The organism is Photobacterium rosenbergii (genome assembly GCF_033022775.1).
Classification (GTDB): Bacteria; Pseudomonadota; Gammaproteobacteria; order Enterobacterales; family Vibrionaceae; genus Photobacterium; species Photobacterium rosenbergii_A.
On the sequence record NZ_JAWJZI010000005.1, the window covers coordinates 273,879 to 295,037 of the forward strand.

Annotated in this window: 15 protein-coding genes; 9 read left to right on the plus strand and 6 right to left on the minus strand. The window is 50.4% G+C overall.

Going from position 1 to position 21,159, the window contains the following annotated elements; translation table 11 throughout:
- Nucleotides 1-22 precede the first annotated feature (22 nt).
- Both R2X38_RS14830 and R2X38_RS14835 read left to right on the plus strand, forming a co-directional pair.
- Nucleotides 23-454 (plus strand): sensor histidine kinase, encoded by a 432-nt coding sequence (locus tag R2X38_RS14830; protein WP_317523075.1) that lies wholly within the window; start codon nucleotides 23-25, stop codon nucleotides 452-454.
- Complete coding sequence (locus tag R2X38_RS14835; protein WP_317523076.1) at nucleotides 451-1,155, plus strand: response regulator; 705 nt, start codon at nucleotides 451-453, stop codon at nucleotides 1,153-1,155. The genes R2X38_RS14830 and R2X38_RS14835 overlap by 4 nt, the downstream gene beginning before the upstream one ends.
- Before the next feature lie 73 nt (nucleotides 1,156-1,228).
- Here the strand turns inward: R2X38_RS14835 and R2X38_RS14840 are convergent, their stop codons facing one another.
- On the minus strand, nucleotides 1,229-3,118 hold the full coding sequence (locus R2X38_RS14840) for a TRAP transporter fused permease subunit (protein WP_317523077.1): 1,890 nt from the start codon (nucleotides 3,116-3,118) through the stop codon (nucleotides 1,229-1,231).
- 96 nt (nucleotides 3,119-3,214) lie between these two features.
- The gene (locus R2X38_RS14845) at nucleotides 3,215-4,141 is read right to left on the minus strand and encodes a TAXI family TRAP transporter solute-binding subunit (RefSeq protein WP_317523079.1); all 927 of its coding nucleotides are present in this window, start codon (nucleotides 4,139-4,141) and stop codon (nucleotides 3,215-3,217) included.
- Nucleotides 4,142-4,669: 528 nt separating this feature from the next.
- Here R2X38_RS14845 and R2X38_RS14850 point away from each other — a divergent pair.
- The 6 genes from R2X38_RS14850 (at nucleotide 4,670) to ppsA (ending at nucleotide 13,426) form a co-directional block, all read left to right on the plus strand.
- On the plus strand, nucleotides 4,670-5,461 hold the full coding sequence (locus R2X38_RS14850; protein WP_317523080.1) for a hypothetical protein: 792 nt from the start codon (nucleotides 4,670-4,672) through the stop codon (nucleotides 5,459-5,461).
- 289 nt (nucleotides 5,462-5,750) lie between these two features.
- Nucleotides 5,751-7,496 (plus strand): acetate--CoA ligase, encoded by a 1,746-nt coding sequence (gene acsA / locus R2X38_RS14855; protein ID WP_317523081.1) that lies wholly within the window; start codon nucleotides 5,751-5,753, stop codon nucleotides 7,494-7,496.
- Nucleotides 7,493-9,520, plus strand: a complete 2,028-nt coding sequence (gene pdhA, locus R2X38_RS14860; protein WP_317523082.1) for a pyruvate dehydrogenase (acetyl-transferring) E1 component subunit alpha — start codon at nucleotides 7,493-7,495, stop codon at nucleotides 9,518-9,520. Before acsA ends, pdhA begins: the two co-directional genes overlap by 4 nt.
- Nucleotides 9,513-10,754 (plus strand): dihydrolipoamide acetyltransferase family protein, encoded by a 1,242-nt coding sequence (locus tag R2X38_RS14865; protein ID WP_317523083.1) that lies wholly within the window; start codon nucleotides 9,513-9,515, stop codon nucleotides 10,752-10,754. The genes pdhA and R2X38_RS14865 overlap by 8 nt, the downstream gene beginning before the upstream one ends.
- Entirely contained in the window at nucleotides 10,747-10,989 is a 243-nt protein-coding gene (locus tag R2X38_RS14870) for an acyl carrier protein (protein WP_317523084.1), read from the plus strand. Before R2X38_RS14865 ends, R2X38_RS14870 begins: the two co-directional genes overlap by 8 nt.
- A 10-nt stretch (nucleotides 10,990-10,999) precedes the next feature.
- The gene (gene ppsA, locus R2X38_RS14875) at nucleotides 11,000-13,426 is read left to right on the plus strand and encodes a phosphoenolpyruvate synthase (protein WP_317523085.1); all 2,427 of its coding nucleotides are present in this window, start codon (nucleotides 11,000-11,002) and stop codon (nucleotides 13,424-13,426) included.
- 56 nt (nucleotides 13,427-13,482) lie between these two features.
- On the opposite strand, the gene R2X38_RS14880 is transcribed toward ppsA, so the two are convergent.
- The 4 genes from R2X38_RS14880 to R2X38_RS14895 form a co-directional block, all read right to left on the minus strand.
- Nucleotides 13,483-14,328, minus strand: coding sequence for an FAD-binding oxidoreductase (locus tag R2X38_RS14880; protein WP_317523086.1), 846 nt, complete (start codon nucleotides 14,326-14,328; stop codon nucleotides 13,483-13,485).
- Nucleotides 14,318-15,352 (minus strand): 4Fe-4S dicluster domain-containing protein, encoded by a 1,035-nt coding sequence (locus tag R2X38_RS14885; protein WP_317523087.1) that lies wholly within the window; start codon nucleotides 15,350-15,352, stop codon nucleotides 14,318-14,320. The genes R2X38_RS14880 and R2X38_RS14885 overlap by 11 nt, the downstream gene beginning before the upstream one ends.
- Before the next feature lies 1 nt (nucleotide 15,353).
- The gene (gene fdhF, locus R2X38_RS14890) at nucleotides 15,354-17,444 is read right to left on the minus strand and encodes a formate dehydrogenase subunit alpha (protein WP_317523088.1); all 2,091 of its coding nucleotides are present in this window, start codon (nucleotides 17,442-17,444) and stop codon (nucleotides 15,354-15,356) included.
- 103 nt (nucleotides 17,445-17,547) lie between these two features.
- Complete coding sequence (locus tag R2X38_RS14895) at nucleotides 17,548-18,363, minus strand: formate/nitrite transporter family protein (protein WP_317523089.1); 816 nt, start codon at nucleotides 18,361-18,363, stop codon at nucleotides 17,548-17,550.
- A 94-nt stretch (nucleotides 18,364-18,457) separates the two neighbouring features.
- On the opposite strand from R2X38_RS14895, the gene R2X38_RS14900 reads away from it, so the two are divergent.
- The gene (locus tag R2X38_RS14900) at nucleotides 18,458-21,157 is read left to right on the plus strand and encodes a cation-transporting P-type ATPase (RefSeq protein ID WP_317523090.1); all 2,700 of its coding nucleotides are present in this window, start codon (nucleotides 18,458-18,460) and stop codon (nucleotides 21,155-21,157) included.
- The last annotated feature ends 2 nt before the right edge of the window (nucleotides 21,158-21,159 follow it).

Consider the following 21,159-nt stretch of genomic DNA (forward strand, 5'->3'; position numbering starts at 1 on the left):
GGTCATCGAGCAAGACAGCCAGATGTCAGCCCTGCCTGACACCCTGCCCCGAGAGCAACTGGTTAGCATTTTGGGGAACCTAATAGACAATGCATTAGAAGCGACCCTTTCCCATCATGGTAAAGGCGGCACAGTAACTCTTGTCCTTTCAGATTTTGGCAAAGAACTGATTTTTGAAGTAGAAGACCAAGGGCCCGGTATCTCAACTGACGATCAGGACAAAATCTTTACCCGTGGCTACACAACCAAAACCTCGCAAGGGCACGGTATCGGGTTGGATTTAGTGAAAAGTCTGACTGATCATCTCGGCGGACTCATTACCGTTGAATCTATTGAGGTTGGAACGGAAACCACCGGCAGTCGATTTACTTTATATCTACCCAAACAGCTAAACCACAATAACAAAAATATCCAGGACAAGGATTCAACGACGCACACGGAGGAGCAATCATGACCACCATGATTCGTATTGTTATCGCTGAGGATGACCCACAGATTGCCGAAATCCAACGCCGTTTCATTGAACGAATAGAAGGGTTCGAGGTGATAGGGATCGCACACGGCATTGATGAAGCGCGCGACCTAATTGAAGTGCTAACGCCAGAATTGGTACTGCTGGATAACCAGTTTCCGACGGGAACCGGCCTAGAGTTACTCAGAGAGCTACGTGCAAATGGCTGCAACACCGATGTCATTCTGGTCACCGCTGCCACTGAAGTCGATACCCTGCGTCAAGCGATGCACAGCGGTATTTTCGACTACATATTAAAACCTCTGGTATTCGAGAGACTGCAGGCCTCATTGCAAAAGTTTCGTGGTCACCTTGAACGTTTTTCCGATATCGACTCATTGCTCCAGAGCGATGTCGATGGTTTGTTACAAGCCTCAACGGACGATACCAGCCTGCAAGGCAGTGTTACCAAAGTATCAAATCGCCTGCCTAAAGGCATTGACGGGTTAACACTAGATAAAATCCGGGCAGTATTTTGTACGCAGGCTACCCTCCTAAATGCTGAAGAGGTCGGGCAACAAATTGGTGCCAGCAGGACAACCGCAAGGCGCTATCTTGAATATATGGTCAGTACCGATGAGCTCAGTGCCGAAGTCTCTTATGGCAGTGTCGGCCGGCCTGAACGCAGATACCAACTGTGCTAAAGATTTATAAACATGGGGAAGCCATTTCGGCTTCCCCTTTTGCTTAGTCTCTTTTTCTCTTATTTAAATGGTATCAAGTTGCTGTGGCACTACTTTCCCGCCCTCGGAAAGCATTCAAAGATGTAATCACCACAACCACGGCAACAGCCGCAAGCTTGATAGTCAGTCCGCTGAAAATCAGCGCAAAAGGCACCACCAATAACACTGCACGTTCGACCATAGACAGAGGTTTGATTAGCCGTCCTTCAATTGCCCCGGCAAAGGCGACAATCAAGGCAATCGTCGTGACAATCGCAAACATGAAGCCCAACAGGTTTTCTCCATCATAGATCAGTGGCGAGAATGCCATCATCAATGGGATCAGGAAGAAGCCCTGTGCCAATTTAAATGCCTGAACCGCTGACTGCATCGGTGATGCACCTGCAATCCCTGCGCCGGCAAATGCAGCCAAGGCAATAGGCGGCGTCACATTCGAGGTTTGTGACAGCCAGAACACAATCATGTGTGCGGCCAGGATACTCAAGCCCAGCTCTGTCAAAGCCGGTACTGCCATAATCGACAGTACGATATAAGCGGCAGTAACAGGCAAGCCCATACCCAGAATAACGGCGGCTACTGCTATCAAAGCCATCACCGACCACAAGTAACCACCAGACAGCGCCATTAGGAACTGGGTGAACTGCAGACCAATACCGGTTTGGCCAACAACCCCCACCACAATACCCGCGGTGGCACAGGCTACCGAGATTGGCAGTGCCAATAGTGCCCCTTCTTTCATCCCTTCAAAGAAAAGACGGATACTGATACGGCTGTGCTTACGGCACATGGCTGCGACCAAAATAGCACTACAGCCTGCGATACCCACCAGCACAGGCGAGTAACTCATCAGCAGCAAGGTAGTGATCAGCACCAAAGGCACAATAAAGTGCCAGCCTTGCTTCATCACCATTTTTAGCTGGGTGACTTTGTCCATGCCTTTTAGGCCAAGCTTACAGGCCATCAAGTGGACATAAAGCAAGGTACAACCAAAGTACAAAATAGCCGGTGCTATCGACACCAATAGAATTTCGCTATAGGCAATACCGGTGAACTGGGCCATGACAAAGGCCCCTGCACCCATTACCGGCGGCATAATTTGCCCACCCGTAGAGGCCGCAGCTTCAATACCCGCGGCTTGCTCAGGCTTATATCCGAGCTTTTTCATCATCGGAATGGTCAAGGCACCAGTGGTAACCGTATTGGCAATCGCCGAGCCGGAAATTGAGCCCAGTGCCGCTGAAGCCACAACACTTGCCTTGGCTGGGCCACCACGGTATTTGCCCGCAACCGCAAATGCCGCATCAATAAAGAATTGCCCTGCTCCAGTCACCTGCAGGAAAGCACCAAACAACACGAAGATAAAGACCACACCAGCGGCTATCGCCAACGGCGCACCGAACACCCCGTTGGTGGAATAAATATGGAAACGGATGATTTCATCCAGAGCGAAGCCTTTACTCGCCACACTGGCAGGCAAGACATCGCCAAACATGGCGTAAGCCAAAAATATCGCAGCAATCACCACCATGACCATACCCACGGTCCGGCGTGTCGCTTCAAGCAGTGTAACGATTAATATCGAGCCGGCCAACACATCATCAGCGCCTAGCCCGTCAAGCAAAAAACCAATATCGTCATAATCAAACCTGACGATATGCTGCGCAGCCCATAATGTGGCTAATACCATTGATAAATCGACAAGCCTTGCTGGAAGATAAAGTCGGCTATCTTCTTTGACTAATGGCCTAACGAGGAATACGAGAGCGAGGATCCAACATAGGTGGACAGGGCGAAATACAGGTGCGGAGAGGTTGGCAGTTAGCCCCTGCCAAATTTGAAACACTGATAATGCAATTGCAGCAATGGTTGCTATTTGCATTAACCGCTCAGTGAACCTGTGATTTAACGCCGAAGATTTGGTCATTGCGAACTCCTTGTACACTGCAATGTTTTCTACCCCCGAAATGCTTCGGGGGTATACGTTTACCTATCGATAGAGATAGGCATTACTTCGGTTCTCTTACTTTTTCTCATCCATGAACTGCTGAGAGCCTGGGTGCAGAGGAATACCTGCAAGCTTGTTCATGTTCTCAACCGTAGTGAACTTAGTCACGCCGATAGACTGTCGGATTTGATCGATGTTATCGAACGCTACCTTAGTCATCTCGTAAGCTAGATCTTTATCCAAGTCCCCTTTCACCACTAGTACATTCCATACTGCTGGCGCTTGGAAAGCAGGGACATTACGGTAGCTGTCGGCATCGACATCTAGCCCGCTGTATGACGCGTTAGCCTCATTGATTTGCGCAATTTCTTCATCGCTGAACGACAAGATACGAATATCACGAGTCAAAGCGAGCTCGGTAATGGCACCAACACCTAGGCTACCGACTATAACACCTGCATCAATCTGGCCATTAGCCAATGCTTCGGTCGTCGCCGTGTAATTCAGGGCCTGGCCACGCATATCACCTTCTTCGATACCCAGCGTTTTAAGGATGTTCAATGCGCTGACTCGGGTACCTGAACCCGGTGCACCAAGAGCAACACGCTTCCCTTTCAGATCAGCTACAGATTTAATGTCTGAGTTGGCAGGTACCATGAATTGAACAACGTTAGGGTACAGTGCAAACAGAACGGACACGTCCATCTTGCGTGGGAACGGCTCTGTGCCCTGGTAGGCTTGCTGTACAACATTGCCCATCGCGATACCGGCAAGCTGTTGCTTGGTCGATACTTTGATCACGTTCTCTACCGATGCTGCTGTGACTTCTGCTCGCATATTGAAGTCATCAATATTCTCACTCCAGATCTTTGCTAACAAACCACCCAAGGGATAGTAAGTACCACTTTGGCTTCCAGTGCCTATGGTGTAATTGTTCGCTGCAACAGGCAGAGAAACCGCTAGAGCCAAAGAGATAATCCCTTTTTTGATCATTGAACGCATTGAGTACTCCTTCTCGTTGAATGCCGGATACCAAGTGTCAAACTCGACACATACGCATCAGGTTTTATTGTCATACAGATGTTGCATCAAATGAAATCGCATTGAAATGTTAAAATTGTGAAAGTTGTGAAAATGAGATACCAGTACTGTTAATTACATCAATGGTATGTTCGTTCCTTACACAGCACAAAATCACCCACAACCCTCTAATTCCATCCCGGGGGATTTTACATTCCCTTACAGTTAACCATTTAAGGCATCACAACCTTGGTTTCTTATTTATCCGGAAAACCCAGAACTAAACTCACGCCAAAAAAAACAGCGCTTTATAATCATGCACATAGCTCTAATCTTTACATCGTTAAATTCTTACCTAAATAAAGCAGTCAATGACACATTTTGAAATATAAAAAACACTGTTCAATTCATACAGGAATGATTCAGTTTTAGGCTGTTAAATTAGCGCCATAACAAAACGCAATCACATCAGTGATAAGCCTTAAAGCATATTTATCAGCAGGAATCATCATGAACACTTTCGCTAAGAGCTCTATCGTTTCAATCATCGGCCTTACTCTTCTAACAGGCTGTGTCAACCCAGATACACAAGATGATCCAAACGCACTAACCAAACAAGGCGCAGCCGGTGGTGCTCTTCTTGGTCTTACTTTAGGCGCTCTTACCGGTGATGCAGACCTTGCTGTTAAAGGCGCAATCGCTGGCGGTGTATCAGGTGGTGTAGCGGGTGCTTCTGCTGATATTCAAAATAACCGTGATAACCAACGCCACGACAGCCGCAATGATGCATTGGCTCAAATAGGTAACGGTGGCCAAGTCGCAGCAACCAACGCACAGCCACAAAACTGGGATAAGCTCGACAACTTCACAGGTAATTGGAACGTAAGTATCTGGAGTGGAGCGACTGAAAAGCCAATTAATGCAACAGCCAAAGCGGCAGGCTCTCTAGCGAAGACCACCGAGGCCAGCGTTAACATTAATAACCTAAACATTGATGGTAAATCACAGGCACTCTCTTTTACAGCTAACTTTGCCTATACGCCTGAAGCAGGCTATAGCCTGACCGTTACTGATAACGCAACCAATGTACCAGTGACCTTTGCCGGTGAGTACCAGCAGAACATGAACCGTTACAACTTCTACCCAACAAATGCTCAGGCAAGCATTTACGAGAACTTTGACTCCTCAACCGTTCGTGTAGAGCTGGGTTTCGCTGGGCCGAGTGTTTGGATGGTTGACACCTACGCTCAAGTAAACGGTCAGGAGCAAAAGATTCAGACCTACCGCTTTACAAAAGGTTAATTCAACCCAACTTAATTTCCTGTAGCGCTGTGCCTTCAAGGGCGTCAATCGAAGGCACGGCGTCTTTTTCACTTCGCTTGAACATCTTATATACTGCACACCCTCCCCCCAAAAATCCCCCCCTTCCTCACTCACCGCCATCAAAATAGCAGCAGCGCCTATAAATAGCCCCTCACTTACCCCCACGACTTCTGTGGAAAAAAACAAGAAATAAACCACACTTTGTTCGGGGACAACGGTTCAATACAACCGTTGCAAGCTTTTTAACTCGTTCTGTAGAGCACTGACCATGGTGAAGGTAATTTTCAACAAGACGCTGGCTGAACATGCCAACCTTAAGGATTACAATCAAGCGCAAACCCTCTCTCCTCCTTCTTATACTCTCCCTAAAGGGCTTTCATCAGGGGGACTGAATATGGGGTATGAAGCCATCGACCGTCACCTTGGACTGCCTTGTGAAGATAAAATAGCCATCCGCTGGATTAGCAAGAAAGACCAGGTCATGGATCTGAGCTATCGAGATCTTTACCAGCAAACGAGTCGCTTTGCCAACCTACTTCGACAGCTAGCACTTCCCACTGGTAGCCGGGTCTTTAGCCTTGCCGGGCGTAGACCTGAACTCTATATCGCTGCATTAGGCACTTTGCGTGCTGGTTGTGTATTTACCCCGCTCTTTTCTGCTTTTGGCCCTGAACCCATTCGCTCCCGTATGGAAATTGGTGAAGCTAATCTGATCCTGACAACTCGCAGCCTATACCGTAAGAAACTCAAAGGCTGGTGGAATGAACTTCCCCATTTAAAGGCGGTATTGCTGATTGATGGTGATCCTGGCAACGAACCAGGCTGCTTTGACTACCCCACGATGATGGCAGCGGCCGAAGACCAATTTACCTGCCATCCTACCCATGCTGAAGATAACGCATTACTTCACTTTACCAGCGGAACAACGGGAAAACCCAAGGGGGTGCTCCACGTTCACCAAGCTGTTAGTCACCATATTCTATCCGCATACTATGCCCTTGATCTAAAACCTGATGATATTTACTGGTGTACCGCGGATCCCGGTTGGGTAACAGGTACCACCTACGGGATAATTGCCCCGCTTTGCCTAGGTGTCACAATGATTATTGATGAGGCGGAGTTTGATGCGAAAAGGTGGTATTGGGTTCTGCAGGATTTTCACGTATCGGTTTGGTATACCGCTCCCACGGCAATTCGTATGCTGATGAAAGCGGGGGAATCACTGCCGGCTCAATACAATTTATCCGCCCTTAGATTTATGGCCAGTGTCGGTGAGCCGCTCAATCCAGAAGCCGTTGAATGGGGAAACCAAGTACTCGGCATGCCTTTTCACGACAACTGGTGGCAAACAGAAACTGGCGGCATTTTGATTGCCAATTACCCCAGCGAACCAATAAAACCCGGCTCAATGGGCCAGCCTCTTCCTGGTATCGAGGCCGCTATTGTCAACCAAGATGAAGATGGCCAACTGACAGTCGAACAATCGCCAATGCAAGTTGGCGAGCTGGCAATCAAACCCAACTGGCCTTCGATGTTCCGCGGCTACCTCCATCAGCCCGAGAAATACCAGGCCTGTTTCGTTGGCGGCTGGTATTTAAGTGGTGACCTAGCCATGAAAGACGAAGATGGCTATTTCTGGTTTGTAGGAAGAAAGGATGACCTTATTAAGTCTTCTGGCCACCTTATCGGGCCTTTCGAAGTCGAAAGTGTCCTGATGGAACACCCTGCCGTTGCGGAAGCTGGCGTCATTGGCGTGCCCGATGCCGTAGCAGGTCAACTCGTTAAAGCATTTGTCGCTTTAAAACCTGGTATCCAGGCTGATGATGAATTGCAACAACAGTTGTTGGCGCTTGCCAGAAGTCGGCTTGGCGCAGCGGTTTCTCCCAAGGAAGTGGTCTTCCGAACCAACCTTCCGAAAACACGTAGCGGCAAGATCATGCGCCGCTTACTCAAGGCTCGTGAGCTTGGCCTGCCCGAGGGGGATATTTCAACCCTGGAGAGTGATGAACAATGACAAACCGACTCCATATAAACAGGCAGCACCTCATCGAGCAACTCCATCAAATGCTGCGTATCAGACGATTTGAAGAAAAGTGTGCTGAGTTATACGCACACGAGAAAATTCGGGGATTCCTTCACCTTTATATTGGCGAAGAAGCCATTGCGGTGGGTGTGATGTCCAGTCTTCGGCCCGATGACCAAATCGTTGCGACCTACCGGGAGCATGGCCATGCCCTTGCCCGGGGCATGAGTATGAATAGCATATTGGCAGAAATGTATGGCCGCTCTAATGGCTGTAGCCGCGGGCGGGGAGGCTCAATGCACCTTTTCGACAAAAGCTGCCACTTCTATGGCGGCAATGCGATTGTGGGAGGAGGGTTGCCGCTGGCAACCGGCCTAGCCATGGCTAACAAAAAGAAGCAACGAGACGCCATTGCCGTTTGTTTTTTCGGAGAAGGTGCCGTAGCTGAAGGCGAATTTCATGAAAGCTTGAATTTAGCGGCCCTTTGGCAGCTTCCTGTCCTGTTTGTCTGCGAAAATAACCAATACGCGATGGGAACCGCGCTGAATCTATCAGAATCTGAAACAGATATTACAAAGAAAGCACAAAGCTATGGCATCAATGCCACAAAGGTCGATGGCATGAATGTTGTTGACGTAGAAGCAGTCGCCAGTAACGCTGTTGAATATATCCGTCAGCACCAACGCCCATTTTTCATCGAGTGCCAAACCTATCGATTCCGTGGGCACTCAAGCTTTGACACCCAACTCTATCGCGACAAAGCAGAAATCGCCCACTGGGAAGAAAAAGGCCCGGTCAAAAAGCTGATTCAGTGGTTGCAGAAAAACAGCCACTTCCAAGATCATGAACTCACCCAGATCGAAGCTGCGATCGCCCAAGAAATCGATGCCGCTATCGCCTTTGCTGAGGCCGGTCAGCTGGAGCCAACCGAGGAACTCACCCGCTATGTTTACAGCCCGGGAAGCTGCCCGCCGCCATCAGAAGTGATCAGTACCCAGCAGCCGGCTGAGCTGACTTACCGCGAAAGCCTTCGCGCCGGAATTAAAGATGCTCTCAGCCATGACCCCCGGGTATTCTTGATGGGGGAAGATGTTGGGCGTTACGGTGGATGTTATGCCGTTAGCAAGGGGCTCATTGAGCAATTCGGCCCTGATCGAATCATTGACACACCATTGTGTGAGTCCGGTTTTGTCGGCGTCGGCATAGGCGCAGCGCTTGGCGGAATGAAACCGATTGTTGAAGTCATGACGGTGAATTTCAGCCTACTTGCGATGGATCAGATCATCAACAGTGCTGCAACCCTGCTTCATATGTCCGGCGGTCAATTCAATGTCCCCCTAGTGATCCGCATGGCCTGTGGCGCGGGCAAACAACTGGCTGCCCAGCACTCTCATAGCTGGGAAAACTTCTATGCCCATGTGCCAGGCTTGAAGGTGCTCAGCCCGGCGACACATAATGATGCCAGGCACATGCTGGGCCAGGCGCTTGTTGTTCCCGACCCTGTGCTGATTTTCGAGCATGTCATGCTACTCAACGAAAACGGTCCTGTCTCCGAGGGGCCTGACGCCCCCATGGACCAAGCCATGGTCAGGCGCCCCGGCTCCGATATCAGCTTGATCACCTACGGCGGCAGCCTGGGCAAGACTCTGGAAGCCGCGGTGCAACTCCAAAAGGAAGGGGTCAGTGCCGAAGTCATCGACCTGCGCTCCCTTAGACCACTCGATACGCCTACGATTATCGCCAGTGTAAATAAAACCCATAGAGCAGTCATCGTTGATGAGGGTTGGTATACGGGCAGCCTTGCGGGTGAAATCAGTGCCATTATCATGGAACAAGCCTTCTGGCAGTTGGACGCACCTGTTGGCCGAGTATGTACGATAGAAGTCCCAATACCTTATGCCCAACACCTCGAGCAGGCAGCACTGCCCCAATGCAATAAGATTATCGCAGCGGCAAGATCTGCTCTTGCCATAGCGGATTGGCAGGACAAAACAGGTAAGCCATCCCATGGATAAAATGCAATCAGAAGACACATTGATTGATATCACGATGCCTGCTCTAGGGGCTGACATGCATGATGGCACCCTTGTTGAGTGGCAAGTCAATCTGGGTGATGAAGTCCAAAAAGGCGATATCATCGCAGTTATCGAAACCAGCAAGGGAGCCATTGATATGGAGTCCTATCATGACGGTACGATCACTGATCTGCTGGTAGAGCCCGAAATCAAACTTCCCGTCGGGAGTGTCATGGCCCGTATGACAACTGCACAGCCAGCTAATACTGAGCCAAAAGCAAATGAGAGCCAACCTTCCGCGCCAAAGCCTAACTCAAACGAGCCTACATCGGCCTTCAGCGAAGACAATTACCCCTTCCCTCCTTTTGCCCTCGCCCGCCAACATAAAAACAATGACCAACATTCGACACGGGTGCTCATTTCTCCTGCTGCTCGGCACCGGGTCGAAGAAGACCATCTTGATGTCTCGTACCTACATGGCAGCGGCCCCGAGGGCGCGATTGTACTTCGTGATTTGCCTCCCCAGATACCCACCGGCAGCAAAACGAAAACGAGCACTAAGAGTAGCCAAATGCGGCAGGCAATCAGTGAAGCAATGAGTCGTTCTAAACAGCAAATCCCACATTACTACCTTTCCTTGGAGGCTGATTTATCAAAGGCTGAGCAGTGGTTAGTGCAATACAACCAGCAACGAGAGCCGGAAGACCGAATGCTGCTATCATCCCTTGTAATTACCGCCATTGCTCGGCAACTTACCAAATACCCTTCCCTGAACGGCTATTATATCAAAGGGGAATTTATCCCATCGCCTGCTGTAAATATCGGTAATGCCATTAGCTTGCGAGAAGGAGGCTTAGTCGTTCCAGCCATTATCAATGCCGATGAACTTTCCTTAGAACAGGTCATGATAAAGCTAAAAGAGCTGGCAGAAAGGGGACGTCATGGGCACCTACGCAGCACAGAGATCACTGACGCAACCATCACAGTAACAAGTATTGGCGAACGGGGTGCTGATATGATCACCGGGATCATATACCCCCCTCAAGTCGCTATCATTGGGCTTGGTCGGTTACGTGATGCCCCAGTAGTCAATAACGGCACGCTTACCGTGGGAAGTGTGATGACCATTACCCTCGCCGCGGATCACCGTGTCAGCGACGGCATCATCGGAGCCCGTTTTCTGCACTCCGTTGCCAAACAACTCCAAAAACCAGAGGCGCTCTACCATGATTGATCCTGCCAGCAGCATTGCCAATGCCTTGAAACGTATCGCCCCGGAAATTGACATCTCAGATATCGACCTTGATGAAGATTTGCGCGAGGAGTGCGATCTCGATTCCATGGATTTCCTCAACCTACTGGCTGCCATCAAGCAGCAGACCGGTGTCAGCATTCCCGAGGATGATTACCCCAAGGTAAGAAGCTACAGCCAGCTCATTGCCTACCTTTCGAACAGAGACCAAAGCTAGGGAGCGCATGATGGATAAACCAGAACTCATCTACTGGTACAGACAACTTCGAGCGACAGATGTCGGCCTTGTCGGTGGTAAAAATGCCAGTCTCGGGGAAATGTTAAGCCAACTTGACAAGGCCGGTATCCGGGTGCCGGATGGCTTCGCAACCAGCGCACAATTATTTCGAGATTTCCTTCACCAAAACCAACTCAATAGTCCCATCGACGACCAGCTCAATGCCATGCATACCGGTCAGGTGAGCCTGGCTGAAGCCGGGCATGAAATCCGGAAACGGATCATCCAGGGTCATTTTACCGCCGAGCAAGAGCAGGCAATTACCAGCGCCTACCTGCAGCTGTGCCAGCACGTTTCAGCCCCAGAACTTTCAGTGGCCGTCAGAAGCTCAGCGACAGCCGAAGATCTGCCTGAAGCCAGTTTTGCCGGCCAGCAAGAGAGCTACTTGAATATCCGAGGCGAGCAGCAAGTCATAACGGCCTGCAAAAAGTGCTTTGCCTCGCTGTATACCGACCGGGCCATTATCTACCGCGAAGAGCAAGGCTTTGCCCACCAGCAGGTCGCCTTATCGGTGGGGATTCAGCAAATGATCGAAGCAGAATGTGCGGGAGTGATGTTCACCCTTGATACCGAAAATGGCTTCCCTGATGTCGTTATGATCAATGGCAACTGGGGCCTGGGGGAAACCATCGTAAAAGGCACAGTGACCCCCGATCGGTTTATGGTCTTCAAACCTTTGCTCGCTGAGTCTGATAAAACACCGATTATCGAAAAGCATCTCGGCAAGAAAACAGAAAAGATGCAATTCGCTGCCACTGGCAGCGCCTCTCCCACTGTCACCCTGCCGACTAGCGAACATGAGCGCAGTCACCTGGTGCTGACTGATCAGGAAATACTGCAGCTAAGCCGGTGGGCCGTGCTGATTGAACAGCATTATGGCCATGCCATGGATATCGAATGGGTGAAAGACACCCATCGCCAGCAACTGTATATCGTGCAGGCCCGGCCGGAGACGGTAGAAGCACGCAAAGACTCCGCGGTATTGCTCAACTACCGGCTGGAGAAAAGCGAGGCACCAGTATTGCTAGAAGGTGCCAGCGTTGGTGGAGCCATCGCCAGTGGCAAAACCTTTACCATTCTCTCCCCCGAAGACAGCGAACAGTTTCCCGCAGGTGCCATTCTTGTGACCGAGCGAACCGATCCCGACTGGGTTCCCCTGATGCGCAAAGCGGCGGGCATCATCACCGATTCCGGGGGGCCGACCAGCCATGCCGCAATCGTCAGCCGGGAGCTAAAAGTCCCGGCTATCGTTGGTACCGAAGAGGCCACCCGGGTTTTACCATCGGGAAACCCCGTCACGATGAGCTGTGCCACTGGTGCTGTCGGGCAAATATTTGACGGTATCATCAACTTCACTACCGAGGAGATTGATCTTGCATCGCTGCCCAAAACACAAACCCAGATCATGATCAACGCGGCCATGCCAGACGGTATCTTTCACTGGTGGCAACTCCCGACCGCCGGTATTGGCTTGACGAGAATCGAGTTCATCATCTCTAGCCTGATAGGGATCCACCCGATGGCCCTACTCCATCCCGAACAAGTCACCGATCCCAAGGTCATGCAGGTCATACGCCAGCGCTGCACCGGGGTCGAAAGCCTGCCTGACTTCTTCGTTGAGAACCTCGCGCTCGGCGTCGGCAAAATTGCCGCCAGCCAGTACCCGAAACCGGTGATCGTAAGGATGTCGGATTTCAAGTCGAACGAATACCGCGGGCTTATCGGCGGCGAGTTCTTTGAACTGCACGAAGAAAACCCGATGCTAGGCTTGCGCGGCGCATCCCGCTATTACCATCCCCGCTACCAGGAAGCCTTCCAGCTCGAATGCCAGGCCATTGCAAAAGCACGTGATGAGATGGGCTTTAACAATATCATTGTGATGATCCCATTCTGCCGCACGGTCCAAGAAGCCGATAAAGTACTTGGCGTGATGGCCCAAGCAGGACTCGAGCGGGGTAAAAACGGACTGCAAGTCTACGTGATGTGTGAAATACCGTCGAACGTCATCCTCGCCGAGCGTTTTGCCGAACGGTTTGATGGCTTTTCCATCGGCAGTAACGATCTCACTCAGCTGGTATTGGGCATTGACCGGGATTCCGCAGAGCTGAAACCTATGTTTGATGCACGGGATGATGCAGTAAAGAGTTTAATTGAACAGGTGATCACGGTTGCCCACCCAAAAGGCTGTAAAGTTGGGATCTGCGGCCAAGCACCTTCTGATCATCCGGAGTTTGCCGCTTTTCTCGTCAGCCACGGCATCGACTCCATCTCCCTCAACCCTGACTCTTTTGCCAAGGGATGCAAAGTGATATCAGACGCTGAGCACCAACGCCTGGAGCGCCCAACCGCCTCCTCATCTCAAGGCAAGGAGGAATAGGCTGTAGCCAGTGAATTCTGGCTACCTTGTTCTTCGCCAGGCTGTGACTCCAGTGGCTATTGCTCGTCAATATGGAGCGGCACAAGCTCAGCCCAGGTAAAGGTTGGCCCATCCGTGCAGACATACCGGCTCTGCAGGTAACAGTGCCCACACAAGCCAACGGCACAGTGCATACGCCGCTCAACAGAAAGGTAAATGGACTGGGGATCGATGCCGTAGGCGGCAAGGTATTCGGCGGCCGCCTCCATCATTCCCTCAGGCCCGGCGATCAGCACCCTGTCCGGCTGCTCGGCAAAGGCATGTAACACTTTGGGCAAGATCCCTACCGCGGTTCCTGGATAAAACTCTTGCTCATTAAGATCCGTCATATCTTCAACAACGGTAAAAAAAGGAACACAGTGCTGCCAGCGATCTCGTTCAGGGTTGAGCATCAAGGTCGCTCGACTTCTCGCGGCATATACCACTTCAAGTTGAGTAAAACTCTGCGTATCAATAAGTCGATTAATGAGACTGGCTAGAGGCGCAATACCACACCCACCAGCAACTATGAGCAAGCGCTCTTTGGACATATCATCTACTGGCCACCCTCGGCCAAAAGGTCCTCTCGCGCCAATGACATCCCCGACAGAGCAATTAAATAAGGCGTGAGTGACACTGCCCACTTGGCGTACCAGAGCGCGGAACTCACCAGCTTCATTGGGTAACTCCGTAAAGGTAAAAGGCGCCTCACCAATACCTGGGAGGCAGAGCATAAAAAATTGACCATTTTGAGCCTTATGCCATGCAACATGCTTGTTCGATTTGTCGGCATCCATAAGTCGAAAACGATAATGGCGAGTGTCTTGACCATCGTCATAAAAGTCGAGTACTTCAATTGGCACTGGCGTCAGGCTAAACATCATCGGCAATCCTTTTCATTATGGCGTGTACACCAACAACCCCGGGGCAAGTCTGTTCACACCGCCCGCAACCTACACACCCATAGCGGCCAAATTCAGGTATAAAATCATCGCTGAATTTGTGGTACCAAAACCGCTGCATTCTTTGTCCAGCATGCTTGCTGGGGTTGTGGAAACTCGCCTCGCGCTGGAACCCCTCGTACAGGCATGAGTCCCAGAACCTCACCTGCGTGGTTTCGGCTTCAGGCTCCCCCTCGCTTTCAGACACCGATCGGGTCGCGAAGCACGAGCAGGTTGGGCACAGGGTCGTACACCCCGAACAACCGAGACACTGGATGCCAACCTGCAGCCAGAACTCATCGGGGATCTGCTCGTTATTTATCTTTTCTATCCCATCGAGAATATATTGGTGAGCGGGAAAAGACTGCTCGCAATGGCTGATATTGTCCCAGCGCAAACTGACATCATGCGGTGAGGCAGGCTGCAAAGGCAGGTCTTGCAGGGCGTCCTTACCGGCTGCAGTCAGGACGACCAATAACCATTGTTCGCTACCGAGAGGATGCAGTACGAGATCTGCCGTTTCATCACGCACACTCGGGCCAGCATTCACGGTCGGGCAAAATCCATGCTCGCAAGGCGAAACACAATCAATACCGACCAGCAATGCCCGACTGCGTCTTGCCTGATAATACGGGTCCTGTTCAAAGAAAGTGTCTTGATAGTGGATTGCCATCAAATCACAGCTTTTTACCCCAAAGAGAACAAACGGCGCGATGTTCGGTAGGGTCTCGCGGAAGAAACGGCCATCAAAGACATACAGCGGTTCTTCGTCGCTGAAAAAGAACTGCTTCGCAGAGTGTAAGGGCTTATTGTGTTGCAAAGCCGGCCAAGATCCCCCCTCAACCTGTTGCCAGTGCACATCATTTGGTTCCCCTTCTGCCGAAGCCACCACTTGGAAGATATTCCTATCCAGGGCTAAGTGAGTACGTAACGCGTCCAATGAATCAAGCAGGTAAGTACTATGCATACTAGCTATCCTCCTTCAGCTGCCAGACAGGGCTTGGAATATGATCAGCAGGTAAGGCAACAACTGCTACGGCACAAGCCTTCAATTCAGGCATCTTGGTTACAGGATCCTGAGCAGTATTGGTAAGTTGGTTGGAAGGCGCCTCTTTGAAATGGTAGGGCATGCTAACTAACCCAGGCGCGACATCTTTTGTTATCACTGCCCGCGTTTCCACGTAACCTCGACGCGAGCGGACGCCAACAGGGCCGTACGGTTCAATGGACAGCGCCTCGGCATCCACCGGATGGATAAACAAAATCCCAGGAGGGGTCTCTCGTTCAAGCAAAGGGGATTTTCGGCTCATTGAGCCACAACCATAATGGAAGTGCAGGCGATTGGTAGTAAGAAGCAACGGATAAAACTCATCTGCAGATTCGTCTATCGGCACATAATTCACTGGCGTTAGCCGGGCTCGGCCAATTGGAAAAGTCGATTGATGCAATATACGCGTTCCTTGAGGAGCCTCATCGTTACATGGCCACTGCAAACCGTCATGCAGCGCTAACTTGTGATAGTCCATCCCTTGGTAAGGCGGTGTCAGCGAGGCCATTTCATCAAAGACCGCTTCGCTGTCTGGCCATTTGAGACACTCACTTCCCATTGCCTCGGCGAGGGCACTCAACCACTGCCAATCCCCTTTAGCCTCTCCGGGAGGATCGATGAGCGGTCGTATTCGCTGTACCCTTCGCTCGCAATTTGTAAAAGTGCCTGATTTTTCAGCAAAGGAAGCCGCAGGCAAAATATAATCAGCCAGCTTAGCCGTTTCGGTCATTGTCAGTTCAGCAACGACGAGTAGATCCAGCGATTTATACGCTTCACGAACATGGTTTTGGTCCGGATCGGTCACAACCGGATCCTCGCCAAATAAGATCTGCGCCCTAAACTGACCAGCCAATGCCGCCTTGGTCATACCCAGCGACGTTAACCCAGTACTTTCAGCGACTTTCGTTCCCCAAGCATGAGAGAAACGCACTTGGGTTGCTTGTTGATCTGCTAATTGATAACCAGGATAGACATTGGGCAAACATCCCATATCGCATGCCCCTTGGACATTATTCTGCCCTCGCAAGGGATTTATCCCTGTCCCGGGCTTGCCAATGTGACCACACACCAATGCCAAATCAGCCAGTGCCATCACACTCGAGGTCCCAGTGACAAATTGGGTGATCCCCATACCATAAAGGATCATTGCCCGTTCCGCTTGACTGTAATACTGGGCTGCTTGACGGATTAATAGCGGTTCTAGGCCGGTTATTTCCTCAACAGATTCAGGTGTCACCTTGTCAACATGTGACACTAAGGTTTCGAACCCCTCGCAGCGACGCTCGATAAAATCTTGATCATGCCACTGGTTACCCAAGATCACATGGATCATGGCATTTATAAGGGCAATATTGGTGCCCGGATTGAGCTGTAAGTGGATATCCGCCAGCTTCGCCAGTCGGGTTATCCTTGGGTCAACCACAATCAGGGTAGCGCCAGCAAGCTTCGCCTCGATCACCTGACCGCCCAAGACACTGTGGTTTTCAGTCGGATCTGCACCAATCACTACAATGACATCTGCCTTGAAAACATCATCAGTGCTGTTTGTCATTGCGCCAGAGCCAAGGACTTGCTTGAGCCCCGCCACTGTTGGGCTATGGCAAATCCGTGCACAATGATCGACATTGTTGGTCTTCAATACAGATCGAGCAAATTTCTGGGCGGCATAATTATCTTCATTGGTTGCCCGGGCACTGCTTATCACACCAACAGCACCGGAGCCTGATTCATCAATAATTTCTGTTAGCGAAGAGGCAATTGAAGATAGTGCTTCATCCCAACTCACAGGGACAAACTTGTCGACTTCCTTTTTGAGGGGGTGGGTGATTCGATTCTCGGGTGAGACGGCGTAGACGGTGCTCCACCCTTTGTCACATAACTTACCTTTGCTTATAGGGTGATCCCACTGTGGGGTCACGCTACACACCTTCCCTTCACTATCACGGGCTAAGTACATTCCGCACCCAACCCCACAGAAAGGACAGACAGTTTTCACGACTTTGGACTGCATGCTGGTTGCCTGGTGATTTGTGCCAGGTAAATTATAGCACCCAGCCCTGACTCAAAGATGCCCCACCTTCAAACAGCGCTGTTCAACTAAACACCTTCACTCTCTAGCCTTGCTTGCGCAAGTAAATGATGTGATACACCAATCCAACCAGGACACTGCCACCAACCAAGTTTCCCAAAATCACAGGAATCAAATTCCCGATAAACCCGATCATTGTGACCGAATCAGCCACTTCAACCGAACCTGAAGCTTTGAGTATCATTGCCAAGGGAATGAAGTACATGTTGGCAATGCTGTGTTCAAAACCAGCAGCGACAAACGCCGAGATGGGAAACACAATGGCTACTGCTTTATCTATGACACTCCGTCCGGCAAGCGCCATCCAGACGGCCATACAAACCAAAACATTACACAAAACCCCACGAAAAAACGCTGCCCAAAACGGCAACTCACACTTAGCTGCAGCAATCTTGGCGTACATCGATGCAATAGCACCATCATTCATCCCGGTGTGGCCAGAAAGAAAAACTAGCAACGCCACCCCAACAGCACCAACCAAATTAGCCAGGCACACCACAATCCAGTTCTTTAATATCTCTCCGGTAGTGATCTTCTTATCAGCCCATGCCATCGCCAGTAGGTTGTTGCCAGTAAATAGTTCAGCACCCGCCACAATAACAAGCAACAAGCCAAGGGAAAAAGTCAGCCCGCCCACAACCTGCTGAGTAGCAAACCCCAATGTGGGATCAGACTTCACCAAGGTAAAATACAAGCCGCCAAGACCGATGAACGCACCAGCCAATATTCCCAGCATCACCATAGATAACAGTGGTAACCTTGCTTTCACCACCCCGATGCTGTCTACCTTCTCGGCTATTTGCTTGGGAGAGAACGCATCGAAACCAAATACATCAGCCATTACCTTTTTCCTTTCCCACAATTCATACACACAACCTAGACCAGATTGCCTAATAATCAATTAACGTCGAATTTAGGCTTCTGGGTATGTTGCCATGTACGAGCCCCCCCATCCCTGGCACCATTGCTCTGTGCAACAAACTTTCAAGGCAGTAGACAGCCAGCCCGAAGGGCTGGATTCAGCAGAAGCCAAAAGACGCCTGGAAAATCACGGCGCAAATAAATTACCAGATAGTCAAAAACGCTCTGTTATCTTTCGCTTTATAAGCCAATTCAATAACTTACTTATTTATGTACTACTTGCCGTCATGATCATTACGGGTTTTCTTGGCCATTGGCTTGATACCGGTGTCATTGCAGGCGTTGTTCTCATCAATGCCATTATCGGTTTTATACAAGAAGGCCGAGCTGAAGAAGCCTTGAAAGCTATCCATAGTATGTTGTCGCCCAATGCTGAAGTTATCCGCGATGGACAACAGCAAACTATCGCGGTCGAAAATTTAGTTGTCGGCGATATCGTATTACTGCAGGCCGGCGATCGCATACCCGCAGATTTACGGCTCAGCCTAGTTAAGGGACTGCAAATATCTGAAGCGGTACTGACCGGGGAGTCAGTTGCCATCGACAAACAATGTGAACCTGTCGAGCCTCAAGCGGAATTAGCCAGTCGCACTTCGATGGCTTTTTCCGGCACGCTAGTAACCCACGGTCTAGGGACTGGTATTGTGGTCGCAACAGGCACCCAAACAGCACTGGGGCAAATCAGTGAGTTAGTATCAAAGGTAACACCAACAGATACCCCCTTACTTAGGCAGATAGCCATTTTCGGTCGATGGTTGACTGCCACCATATTAGTACTGGCCACCGCGACTTTTTCCTTTGGGGTATTAATCCGTGGTTATCCTGCCTCCGAAATGTTCCTTGCCGCTGTCAGCTTGGCTGTGGCGGCTATTCCTGAGGGGCTGCCAGCCATTATGACGATCACATTGGCCATCGGGGTCGAGCGAATGGCAAAGCGCCAAGCGGTGATCCGCCGCCTCCCCGCCGTTGAAACCCTAGGTTCAGTCAATGTGATATGCACAGATAAAACGGGAACACTGACCCGCAATGAGATGACGGTTCGCACGATAATCACCACAGATAGGCAATATACGCTAACTGGCACCGGCTATGATCCTCATGGGTTTCTGACAATCGGAAAACAGACCACCTTTCCCGAAGCTAACCATCCCATCTCTTTGGCAATCAGAGCCGCAGTGCTATGCAATGACTCCACCCTGAGAAATGAAGGTAATGAATGGCGTGTACATGGTGACCCAATGGAAGGGGCTTTGCTCGTCGCAGGTGCGAAGGTCGGCCTCGATGCAGAAGAAGAAAAACAAAATTACCCCCGTACTGACCTGATCCCCTTCGAATCTGAACACCGCTTTATGGCCACGCTCCATCACAGCCATGATGGGCATGCCTTCATATTTCTCAAGGGCGCTCCGGAGCGAATCATTGAAATGTGCAGCCAACAAATGGCTACATCAGGGCCTACCGCCATCCAGCAGGATTTCTGGTCTGAAATGATTGAACAGCAGGCGCACAATGGCCAAAGGCTTTTAGCTGTCGCTTATAGTCCTGCAAATTATGCCCAAGTTGAGCTGACTTTTACCGACATTGCCAACCAATTCATTATGTTAGGGTTGTTTGGCTTGATTGATCCCCCCCGGGATGAAGCTATCGAGGCTGTAAATGACTGCAATCAAGCCGGAATACGCGTCAAAATGATCACCGGTGACCACGTCCTGACAGCCAGAGCCATCGCAATGCAACTGGGGATGGTCAATACGGAGGAAGCCCTGACAGGCCAGCAAATGGATAGACTCAGTGACGAGGAATTATTTGAACTTGCGGGCCGAATCGATATTTATGCACGAGTCAATCCGGAGCATAAAATGCGCCTTATCAATACATTACAGCAACACGGGCAAATCGTGGCCATGACTGGCGATGGTGTCAACGATGCACCGGCGCTTAAGTGCTCCGATATAGGAACGGCAATGGGATTAAACGGCACAGAAGCGGCGAAAGAAGCCGCCGAGATGGTACTGGCCGATGATAATTTTGCCACCATTACGGCAGCCGTTGAGGAGGGTCGGGCCGTATATGACAACCTGCAAAAAGCAATTTTGTTCATTCTGCCAACTAATGGTGGTGAGGCCCTAATCATTCTCACCGCAGTATTGCTAGGCTTTCAGCAATTACCCCTAACTCCAGTCCAAATCCTCTGGGTCAATATGGTCACGGCAGTGACTCTGGCTCTTTCGCTGGCTTTCGAGCCCAAAGAAAAAAGAATCATGCAACGTCCCCCCCGCCCATCAAACCAACCACTGCTAAGCAACTTTCTCATTTGGCGGGTGGCTTTTGTCGCTGTGATCATCATGGGCGGTACTCTTGGGTTATTTCAATGGGAATTGGCACAGAATCCAGATACCGAACGTGCCCGCACAATAGCAGTTAATACGCTTGTGATGTTCGAGATCTTCTACCTCTTTAACTCACGCTTTTTTCTTGAGCCTATTTTAAACCGCCAGGGCATTATGGGGAACTATTACATCCTTCTTGCAATCAGTATCCTATGCGTGTTCCAACTTGCATTCACCTATGTGCCAATCATGCAGGTACTTTTCGGCACCTATGCGCTTGAAATCAGTGCATGGCCAAAAATTGTTATCATAGCTTCAAGCGTATTCCTATTTGTCGAAACCGAAAAAGCTATCATGCGACACTTCTTCGCCAAACCTGCATAGCC

Excerpts from the sequence above, each read along its gene's own strand:
- R2X38_RS14850 (WP_317523080.1), top strand. The coding sequence starts at position 4,670 with ATGAACACTTTCGCTAAGAGCTCTATCGTTTCAATCATCGGCCTTACT.
- pdhA (WP_317523082.1), top strand. The coding sequence starts at position 7,493 with ATGACAAACCGACTCCATATAAACAGGCAGCACCTCATCGAGCAACTC.
- ppsA (WP_317523085.1), top strand. The coding sequence starts at position 11,000 with ATGGATAAACCAGAACTCATCTACTGGTACAGACAACTTCGAGCGACA.
- fdhF (WP_317523088.1), bottom strand. The coding sequence starts at position 17,444 with ATGCAGTCCAAAGTCGTGAAAACTGTCTGTCCTTTCTGTGGGGTTGGG.
- R2X38_RS14870 (WP_317523084.1), top strand. The coding sequence starts at position 10,747 with ATGATTGATCCTGCCAGCAGCATTGCCAATGCCTTGAAACGTATCGCC.
- R2X38_RS14895 (WP_317523089.1), bottom strand. The coding sequence starts at position 18,363 with ATGGCTGATGTATTTGGTTTCGATGCGTTCTCTCCCAAGCAAATAGCC.
- R2X38_RS14835 (WP_317523076.1), top strand. The coding sequence starts at position 451 with ATGACCACCATGATTCGTATTGTTATCGCTGAGGATGACCCACAGATT.
- R2X38_RS14845 (WP_317523079.1), bottom strand. The coding sequence starts at position 4,141 with ATGCGTTCAATGATCAAAAAAGGGATTATCTCTTTGGCTCTAGCGGTT.
- acsA (WP_317523081.1), top strand. The coding sequence starts at position 5,751 with ATGGTGAAGGTAATTTTCAACAAGACGCTGGCTGAACATGCCAACCTT.
- R2X38_RS14840 (WP_317523077.1), bottom strand. The coding sequence starts at position 3,118 with ATGACCAAATCTTCGGCGTTAAATCACAGGTTCACTGAGCGGTTAATG.
- R2X38_RS14885 (WP_317523087.1), bottom strand. The coding sequence starts at position 15,352 with ATGCATAGTACTTACCTGCTTGATTCATTGGACGCGTTACGTACTCAC.
- R2X38_RS14900 (WP_317523090.1), top strand. The coding sequence starts at position 18,458 with ATGTACGAGCCCCCCCATCCCTGGCACCATTGCTCTGTGCAACAAACT.
- R2X38_RS14830 (WP_317523075.1), top strand. The coding sequence starts at position 23 with ATGTCAGCCCTGCCTGACACCCTGCCCCGAGAGCAACTGGTTAGCATT.
- R2X38_RS14880 (WP_317523086.1), bottom strand. The coding sequence starts at position 14,328 with ATGATGTTTAGCCTGACGCCAGTGCCAATTGAAGTACTCGACTTTTAT.
- R2X38_RS14865 (WP_317523083.1), top strand. The coding sequence starts at position 9,513 with ATGGATAAAATGCAATCAGAAGACACATTGATTGATATCACGATGCCT.